Annotated in this window: 2 protein-coding genes (1 of these 2 running past the window's edge); both read left to right on the plus strand. The window is 71.1% G+C overall.

Annotation, left to right across the window (positions count from 1 at the left end; genetic code table 11):
- Nucleotides 1–3,854, plus strand: the final stretch of a protein-coding gene (locus ACH4OW_RS38820) for an amino acid adenylation domain-containing protein (protein ID WP_398033577.1). It extends 7,069 nt beyond the left edge of the window; the window shows 3,854 of its 10,923 coding nt (coding positions 7,070–10,923); the start codon falls outside the window, past its left edge; it ends in the stop codon at nt 3,852–3,854.
- Nucleotides 3,851–8,679, plus strand: a 4,829-nt coding sequence (locus ACH4OW_RS38825; RefSeq protein ID WP_398033580.1) for an amino acid adenylation domain-containing protein, incomplete at its 3' end; no start/stop codon positions are given. The genes ACH4OW_RS38820 and ACH4OW_RS38825, both read left to right, overlap by 4 nt.

An 8,679-nucleotide genomic window follows, 5' to 3' on the forward strand; every position in this document is an offset into this window, starting at 1 on the left:
TGGGCAGCGCGGTCGCCGGGCGCACGGAGGAGGCCGTCGAAGACGTCGTCGGCTTCTTCGTGAACACGCTCGTGCTGCGCACCGACACGGCGGGCGACCCGACGTTCCGCGAACTGCTCGGCCGCGTACGCGAAACCGACCTGGCCGCCTACGCGCACCAGGACGTCCCCTTCGAGCGGCTCGTGGACGTGCTCCGGCCGGCCCGCTCCCTGGCGCTGCACCCGCTGTTCCAGGTGATGACCACCTTCAACAACGTCGACCGGCGCGGCGCGACGAAGGCGATGGCGGCGCTGCCCGAGCTGACCGTCACCGGACACGACATCAGCACCGGCATCGCCAAGTTCGACCTCCTGTTCGCCTTCGCCGAGCAGCACGACGGCGGCAGCGACGCGGCCGGGCTCAAGATCGACCTGGAGTACAGCCTCGACCTGTTCGACGAGGACGCCGCCCGGTCCGTCCTGGACCGCTTCGGCAGGGTGCTCGCCGCCGTGACCGACGACACCGACGTCCGGCTCGGACGGCTGGACGTGCTCGGCGCGGAGGAACGCCGCAAGCTGCTGGTGGACTGGAACGGCGCCACGACCGCGACCCCCGAGACCTCCTTGCCGGAGCTGTTCGGACGGCAGGCCGCCAGTACGCCGGACGCGGTTGCCGTGGAAAGCGGCACGCTCACCCTGACCTACCGGGAGCTCCAAGCGCGCGCCGACGCGATCGCGCACCGGCTGCTGCGCCACGGGCTCGGCGCCGAAGACCGGGTCGGCCTGCTCGTGGCACGCTCGGCCGACGCGGTCGCGGCCATCCTCGGCATCGTCAAGGCCGGCGGTGTCTACGTGCCCCTCCACGACTCGTATCCGCCCGAGCGGATGCGTCACGTCCTCGAAGAGGCCGGGGCCGCGCTGCTGCTCACCGACGAGGCGTCGCGGGACCGCGCGGAAGCGCTGGGCCACGCGCTGGTGGTCGTCGGGGAGGACGGCGGGAACGGCGAGGCGGCCTCCGCCACGGCCGCCACCGGCATCGAGGTACACCCCGACCAACTGGCTTACGTGATGTACACCTCGGGCTCGACGGGCGTGCCGAAGGGCGTCGCGGTGACCCACCGGGACGTCGTGGCACTGGCGGCGGACACGCGGTGGGCGAACGGCGCCCACCGGCGGGTGCTGCTGCATTCGCCGCTGGCGTTCGACGCGTCGACGTACGAGCTGTGGGTGGCGTTGTTGTCGGGCGGGTGCGTGGTGGTCGCGCCGTCCGGTGACGTGGACGTCTCCGTACTGGCGGGGCTGGTCGCCGGGCACGGGGTGACCAGTCTGTGGCTGACTGCCGGGCTGTTCGGCCTGGTCGCGGACGAGGCGCCGGAGACGCTGCGCGGAGTGCGCGAGGTGTGGACCGGCGGCGACGTGGTGCCGGCCGGGGCCGTGCGGCGGGTGCTGGAGCACTGCGAGGGCCTCGCCGTGGTGGACGGGTACGGCCCGACGGAGACGACGACGTTCGCGCTGTCGTACCGCGTGCCGTCGGCGGACACCGTGCCGGTGACGGTCCCGGTCGGGCGCCCCTTGGACAACATGCGGGTGTACGTGCTGGACGAGAAGCTGCGTCCGGTGCCGGTGGGCGTGGCCGGTGAGCTGTACGTCGCGGGTGCCGGATTGGCGCGCGGGTACTGGGCGCGTGCGGGGCTGACGGCGGAGCGGTTCGTACCGTGCCCGTTCGGGGCTCCTGGGGAGCGGATGTACCGCACGGGAGACGTGGTGCGGCGCCGTGCCGACGGCGAGACGGAGTTCCTCGGCCGCGCCGACGGGCAAGTGAAGGTACGCGGCTTCCGCATCGAACTCGGCGAGATCGAGAGCGCGCTCGACACCGCCCCGGAGGTGGCACGCGCCGCCGTGCTCGTACGCGAGGGCGAGGCGGGCGTCAAACGCCTCGTCGCCTACGTCGTGCCCGCCCCCGGCGCCCGTACCGACCCGGCGGCACTCCGGTCGCGGCTGGCCGAGGCGCTGCCCGAGTACATGGTGCCCGCGGCCTTCGTCGAACTCCCCGAACTCCCGCTCACCGGCAACGGAAAGCTGGACCGCGACGCCCTGCCGGAACCGGCCTTCACCACGGAGACGGGCTCCCGCGCACCCGCCACGGAACGCGAGGAAGCGATCTGCCGGCTCTTCGCCGAGGTGCTGCACCAGGAACAGGTCGGCGCCGACGACGACTTCTTCGCCCTCGGCGGCGACAGCATCCTGTCCATCCAACTCGTCAGCAGGGCCCGCAAGGCCGGCTACACCCTGTCGGTGCGCGACGTCTTCGACCAGCGCACCCCCGCGGGCGTGGCCGAGGTCGCCGGCACGGGACAGCAGGAGACCGACCCGCTCGACGTCGGAGTGGGCACGGCCCCCGCGACGCCGATCGTGCACTGGCTCCTCGAACGCGGCGGCCCCCTGGACAACTTCAACCAGTCCATGACGGTCTACACCCCGGCGGGCGCGCGCCCCGACCAGATCACTGCCGTACTGAACGCGCTGCTGGACCGGCACGACGCCCTGCGGGCCCGGCTCGTCGGCGACGGCACGCCCGTACTGGACATCGGCGAGCCCGGGTCCGTACCGGTCGAAGAGATCCTGACCCGGGTGGACGCCACCGGGCTGGACGACGAGGACACCGTACGCGCGGTGCTGACCGAGCACGGAACCAAGGCCCTCGGCCGGCTCTCGCCCCGGAACGGGACCATGGTGCAGGCGGTCTGGCTGGACCGCGGCAGCTCCCTGCGCGGCCTGCTGCTGCTGATCGCCCACCACCTGGTGGTCGACGGCGTGTCCTGGCGCATCCTCCTCCCCGACCTCGTGGAGGCGTGGCGGGAGACGGCGGCGGGCCGGCCGCCGCGCCTCGCACCCGTCGGCACCTCGCTGCGGCGCTGGTCCGAACGGCTCACCGAGGCCGCCGCGTCCCCGGAGCGGCTGCGCGAACTCCCCTTCTGGGAGCGGGTCGTACGGCAGCAGGACACCCCGCTGGGCGCCCGGCCGCTGGACCCCGCGACCGACACCCACAGCACCGCGCGGCACCTGCGGCAGCGGCTGTCGCCCGAGGTGACCGAGTCGGTGCTGACGACCCTCCCGGCGATGTACCAGGCCGGAGCCGACGACGTCCTGCTGGCCGCCCTCGCCATGGCGGTCCGCGAGTGGCGGCACGGCACGGACGACGTGCTGGTCGACCTGGAGGGCCACGGCCGCGAGGAGAGCGTGGTCCCCGGCGCCGACCTGTCACAGACGCTCGGCTGGTTCACCTCCCTGTACCCGGTCCGCATCGGCGCCGGCAGCTACGACAGGGCCGAGGCACTGGCCGGGGGCTCGGCGGCCGGCGAGGTGCTCAAGAGCGTCAAGGAACAGCTTCGCGCCGTGCCGGACAAGGGAGTGGGGTACGGGCTGCTGCGCTACCTGAACCCCGGGGCCCGCGACCAGCTGGCGGGGCACGCGCAGCCGCAGATCGGCTACAACTACCTGGGCCGCATCGGCGGCGGCGAGCAGGCCGCGGCGGGCGACTGGGACCCGGTGCCCGGCGGCACCGGCGTGGTCCCCGACGAGGACCCGCTCATGCCGCTCGCCCACCCGCTGGAGCTCAACGCCCGCGTGGAGGAGAGCCCCGAAGGCCCCTGCCTGGTGGCCGGCTGGACCTGGGCCGGCGCGCTGCTCGGCGACGAAGAGGCCCAAGATCTAGCAAATTCCTGGTGCGCGGCGTTGGAAGCTCTTCATGCACACGCCGGCGGACCCGGCGTGGGGGGACTCACCCCGTCGGACGTGGCGTTGGAAGCGATGTCCCAGAGCGAGATCGACGAATTCGAAGCGGATTTCGAAAGTGAGTGGGGGACGCAGACGTGAGCCGACAGTCGCGGGCAATTGAGGACATCCTGCCGCTCTCCCCCCTTCAGGAGGGAATGCTGTTCCACGCCGTCTACGACGCGGCCGGGCCGGACGTCTACACCGTCCAGCTCGCCTTCGACCTGGAAGGCGACCTCGACCCTGCGGCCCTCAAGGCAGCCGCCGACGCGCTGCTGCGCCGGCACTCCGGCCTGCGGGCCGCCTTCCGGCAGCGCAAGGCGGGTGACTGGGCCCAGCTGATCCCCCGCGACGTCCGCATCCCCTGGCGCGAGGCGGACCTGCGCGACCGGCCGGCCGACGAACGGGACGCCGAGGCCCGGCGCCTGGTGACCGCCGACACCGCCGAGCGCTTCGACCTCGCCAAGCCGCCCCTGGTGCGGTTCACCCTGATCCGGCTGGGCGACAACCTCCACCGCCTGGCCCTGACCCTCCACCACCTCCTGCTCGACGGCTGGTCGCTGCCCATCGTGCTCAGGGAGCTGATGGCGCTCTACATCGCCAAGGGCGACGCCACCGGACTGCCCCGCGTCCGGCCGTACCGCGACTACCTGACCTGGCTGGGTCGCCAGGACCGCGAGGCCACCCGCGCGGCGTGGCGCGAGGCCCTCGCGGGCCTGGAGGAACCCACCCTGGTGGCGCCGCAGCTGGCCGGCGCCGGCCTCGTCGAACCCGAACGGACCGAATTCTCCCTGGAGGCCGGGCTGTCGGACCGGCTGGCGCGACGGGCGAAGGACCGCGGCGTCACCCTCAACACCGTCGTCCAGACCGCGTGGGCGCTGCTCGTCAGTACGCTGACCGGCCGCCAGGACGTGACCTTCGGCGTCACCGTGTCCGGACGCCCGCCGGAGCTGACCGGCGTGGAGAACATGGTCGGGCTGTTCATCAACACCCTGCCCCTGCGCGTACGGCTCGACCCCGCCGAATCGCTGGGCGCCCTCCTGTCCCGCGTACAGGACGAGCAGATACGGCTGCTGCCGCACCAGTACCTCGGCCTGTCCGAGATCCAGAGCCAGACGGGGCTGGGCGAACTCTTCGACACCAGCATGGTGTACGAGAACTACCCCCTGAACGCGCCCGAAGCGCAGGGCGACGGCGGCGCGTCCCCCGCGGCCCACGGCCTGCGCACGGTCGCCGCCGAGGGCCGCGACGCCATCCACTACCCCCTCTCCCTCGCGGCACTGCCGGACGACGCCCTGCGCTTCCGCATCGGCTACCGGCCCGACGCCTTCGACACCACCGCCGTAGAGGCGGTCAAGGCCGCCTTCATCACGGTGTTGCACGCCCTCGCCGACCAGCCCGCGCGCCTGGTCGGCGCGCTGGACCTGCTCGACGAGGAGCAGCGCGGCCGGGTGCTCACGGAGTGGAACGACACGGCCCGCGAGATCCCCGCCAACGGCATGGCCGCACTCTTCGAGGCGCAGGCCGCCCGCACCCCGGACGCGGCAGCCGTGGCCCACGGCGACACCACACTGACCTATGCCGAACTGAACACGGCGGCGAACCGCCTCGCCAGGCACCTCGTCGAGCAGGGCGCGGCTGCCGGGCAGTTCGTCGGCATCGCGCTCCCGCGCTCGGAACAGCTGCTCGTGGCCGCGCTCGCCGTCCTCAAGACCGGTGCCGCCTACCTGCCCATCGACACCGCGTACCCGGCCGACCGCATCGCGTTCATGCTCCAGGACGCCGACCCCCGCCTGCTGATCACCCACAGCACGGTGCAAGACGCCCTTCCCGCGTCCGAAGTGCCGCTGGTGCTCATCGACTCCCCGGCCCCTGACCTGGCCGGATACCCCGAGCACGACCTCGTCGACGCCGAGCGGGGCGGCGCCCTTCAGCAGGCAGCCCCGGCGTATGTCATTTTCACGTCGGGTTCGACGGGGCGGCCCAAGGGTGTGGTGGTGGGTCAGCGTGCGTTGGTGAATTTGCTGGTGGGGATGCAGGAGCGGTTCGGGTTGGGTGTGGGTGATCGTCTGTTGGCGGTGACGACGGTGGGGTTTGACATCGCCGGGTTGGAGTTGTTCCTGCCGTTGTTGCATGGGGCGTGTGTGGTGGTGGCGGGTGGTGATGTGGTGCGTGATGTGGCGGTGTTGGGTCGGTTGGTGGGGTCTGCGGGTGTGTCGGTGTTGCAGGCGACGCCGAGTTTGTGGCAGGCGTTGGTGGCTGAGGGTGTGGATGTGTCGGGTGTGCGGGTGTTGGTGGGTGGTGAGGCGTTGCCGGGTGTGTTGGCGGGTGAGTTGGTGGCGCGTTCGGCGTCGGTGACGAATGTGTACGGTCCGACGGAGACGACGATTTGGTCGACTGCTGGTGAGGTGGTGGCGGGTCGTCGGGTGGTGGTGGGCGGGCCTGTTGCCAATACGCGGGTGTTTGTTTTGGATGCGTGGTTGCGGCCGGTGGCGCCTGGGGTGGCGGGGGAGTTGTATATCGCTGGTGAGGGGTTGGCGCTGGGGTATGTGAAGCGGTTGGGGTTGACGGCGGAGCGGTTTGTGGCGTGCCCGTTCGGTGTGGCTGGTGGGCGGATGTATCGCACGGGTGACTTGGTGCGGTGGACGCGTGATGGGGAGCTGGACTACCTCGGTCGTACGGATCACCAGGTGAAGGTGCGGGGATTCCGCATCGAACTCGGCGAGATCGAAACGGTCCTCGTGACCCACGACTCGGTCGACCGTGCCGCCGTAGTGGTGCGGGAGGACCGGCCCGGGGACCGGCGGATCGTCGCCTACGTCGTGGCCACGGCGGACACGACACCGGACACCGCGGCGCTGCGCCGCCTCGTGGGGGACACCCTGCCCGAGTACATGGTGCCCGCTGCCATCATCGTACTGGACGCGCTTCCCCTGACCCCGAACGGCAAGTTGGACCGGGCCGCGCTGCCCGCGCCCGGACACGAGGCGGGCGGGTCCTTCACGCCCGCGCGCAGCCCCCAGGAGGAGATCCTCTGCGGTCTGTTCGCCGATGTGCTCGGTGTGCCGCGGGTGGGCATCGATGACAGCTTCTTCGAGTTGGGTGGGCATTCGCTGCTGGCCACGCGGTTGGTAGGGCGGGTGCGTTCGGTGCTGGGCGTGGAGGTACCGGTCAGGGCGCTGTTCGAGCACCCGACGGTGGCCGGTCTGTCGAGTGCGTTGGTGGGCGCGGAGGAGGCGCGGCCGGCGGTGACGGCGGTGGAGCCGCGGCCGTCGCGTCTGCCGATGTCGTTCGCGCAGCGCCGGCTGTGGTTCCTCAACCAGCTGGAGGGCCCGGGCTCGACCTACAACATCTCGGTGGCGGTACGCCTGTCGGGCGCGCTGGACCAGGAAGCCCTGCGCGCGGCGCTCAGCGACGTGGTGACCCGCCACGAGACCCTGCGCACGGTCTTCACCGAAGACGGCGAAGGCACCTACCAAGTGGTCGTCGAACCGGAGAAGCACACACCGGACCTGGCAGTGGTGGCCACGAGCGAAGCCGAGCTGCCCGCGCAGTTGCGCGAGGCAACCCGTTACGAGTTCGACCTCACGAGCGACAACCCGCTGAGAGGCTGGCTCTTCGGCCTCGACGAGCAAGAACACGTACTCGTACTGGTACTGCACCACATTGCGGCGGATGGGTGGTCGCTGCCGTTGTTGGCGCGGGATTTGATGGTGGCGTATACGGCGCGGAGTGCCGGTGCGGCCCCGGGCTGGGCGCCGTTGCCGGTGCAGTACGCGGATTACAGCTTGTGGCAGCACCGGGTGCTGGGCTCCGAGGACGACCCGGAGAGCCTGAACGCGCGGCAGTTGGAGTTTTGGAAGTCGGCGTTGGCCGGTCTTCCGGAGGAGTTGCCGTTGCCGGTGGACCGGCCGCGTCCGCAGGTGGCCTCGCATGAGGGCGGGGTGGTCGGTTTCGAGATCGGTGCGGAGCAGCACGAGCGGTTGTTGGCGCTGGCGCGTGCGCACAATGTGAGTCTGTTCATGGTGTTCCAGGCGGCATTGGCGACGTTGCTGGACCGGATGGGCGCGGGCAGTGACATTCCGCTGGGCAGCCCGGTGGCGGGGCGCACGGACGACGCCCTCGGAGAGCTGGTCGGTTTCTTCGTCAATACGCTGGTGCTGCGTACCGACACGTCGGGCAATCCCACGTTCGCGGAACTCCTCGACCGTGTCCGCGCCACCAACCTCGCCGCATACGACCACCAAGACGTCCCCTTCGAGCGCCTGGTCGACGTCCTCAACCCGGCCCGAGTACCGGGACGGCACCCCCTTTTCCAGGTGCGACTGGTCCTCAACAACCTGGACGGCCAGGTAACCGGAGACGCAGCCGCCGACCTGCCGGGACTCACCGTCACCCCCGAACCGATCAGTTTCAACGCCGCGAAATTCGACCTGCTGTTCCGGTTCGTGGAGCAGTTCGCCGCCGATGGGTCGGCCGGTGGTGTGGATGCGGGTGTGGAGTTCGCGCGGGATCTGTTCGATGAGCCGACGGTGGAGCGTTTGGCGGAGCGGCTGCTGCGTGTGTTGGACACGGTCGCCGCTGATCCGTCGGTGCGGGTCGGTGAGGTCGGTCTGCTGGGAGAGGCCGAGCGTCATGAGGTGCTGGTGGGGCGGAATGACACGGCGCGTGGGGTGGATGTGGAGGTACTGCCGGCGTTGTTCGAGCGGGTGGTGGCTGAGCGTGGTGATGCGGTTGCGGTGGAATGCGCCGGGGTGCGGGTTTCGTATGGGGAGTTGAATGCGCGGGCGAATCGTTTGGCGCGGTGGTTGGTGGGGCGTGGGGTGGGGCCGGAGCGGTTTGTTGGTGTGGTGTTGCCGTGGTCGGTGGATGTGGTGGTGGTGTTGTTGGCGGTGTTGAAGGCTGGTGGGGCGTATGTGCCGGTGGA

Source organism: Streptomyces sp. NPDC017056, assembly GCF_044332485.1.
GTDB lineage: Bacteria > Actinomycetota > Actinomycetes > Streptomycetales > Streptomycetaceae > Streptomyces.